Origin of the sequence: Methylobacterium sp. CCH5-D2, from assembly GCF_001556475.1 — a bacterium.
GTDB classification, from domain to species: Bacteria; Pseudomonadota; Alphaproteobacteria; order Rhizobiales; family Beijerinckiaceae; genus Methylobacterium; species Methylobacterium hispanicum.
This window is the reverse complement of record NZ_LSIX01000906.1, coordinates 1-725: the sequence shown is the minus strand read 5'-3', so window position 1 is coordinate 725 and position 725 is coordinate 1. Positions and strand designations below refer to the sequence as shown.

Sequence of the window (725 nt, the reverse complement as noted above, 5' to 3'; positions counted from 1 at the left end):
GGAGATGTGTATAAGAGACAGAATCGCATCCGACCAGCGCCGCCGAGCCCGACGTCGCCTGTCCGGTCCCCATGGAGACGCTCGGCGCGATCTACCGGGCCGACGCGTACGACCTGCCGGAACTTCTCGAGGCGATCCCGCCGCTGAAGCGGGCGCAGCTCGCGACCTACCTGTACGGCAAGAGCCACATGCATCAGCTCGGCCTGAAGGTCGCCCGGGCCTGCGAGCGCGAGGATCTGGTCCGCGTCGCGGGCGAGATCGGCTCGGTGATCCACGGGCAGGCGCACCTGCCGCCGCCCAAGCCCGCCGCCGTCCCGGAGCCCGGCAACAAGCCCGGACAGAAGAAGATCAGCCTCGGCGGGCAGAAGAAGGAGACCCCGAAGATCAGCCTCGGCGGCTCCGCCGCGAAGGGCCGCAGCTTCGACTGGTGAGCCGAGCCCTCGCGGGAACCGCCCCGGTTCCCGCGAGCTTGACGACAGCGCCCGCGCGAGGACGCGCGCACGGAGACAGGCATGTTCGCTCCCTGGTGGAAGCTCGGCATGGACGCCACGATGCTGGCCTTCGAGTCGCAGCAGGTGATCGGCCTGCGCCTCGCCATGCTGTCGCTCGGCGGCTCGGCGGCGCAGGTCGAGGCCCAGCGCATGGTCACCGAGAAGATGGTGGCGGCGGGGGAGGCGGCCCTACTCGTGGCCTCCGGGGGCACCGCCGCGGGCGTCGTGGCGGGC

At 71.4% G+C, this 725-nt stretch carries 2 protein-coding genes; both read left to right on the top strand.

The window, feature by feature from the left end:
* Positions 1–71: 71 nt before the first annotated feature.
* Positions 72–431, top strand: coding sequence for a hypothetical protein (locus tag AX737_RS24555; RefSeq protein ID WP_066925866.1), 360 nt, complete (start codon positions 72–74; stop codon positions 429–431).
* Positions 432–512: 81 nt separating this feature from the next.
* Positions 513–725, top strand: a 213-nt coding sequence (locus tag AX737_RS24550; RefSeq protein ID WP_066925869.1) for a hypothetical protein, incomplete at its 3' end; no start/stop codon positions are given.

What these genes read in the sequence shown, in the direction of transcription:
- AX737_RS24555 (WP_066925866.1), top strand. Translation starts at nt 72, where the DNA reads ATGGAGACGCTCGGCGCGATCTACCGGGCCGACGCGTACGACCTGCCG.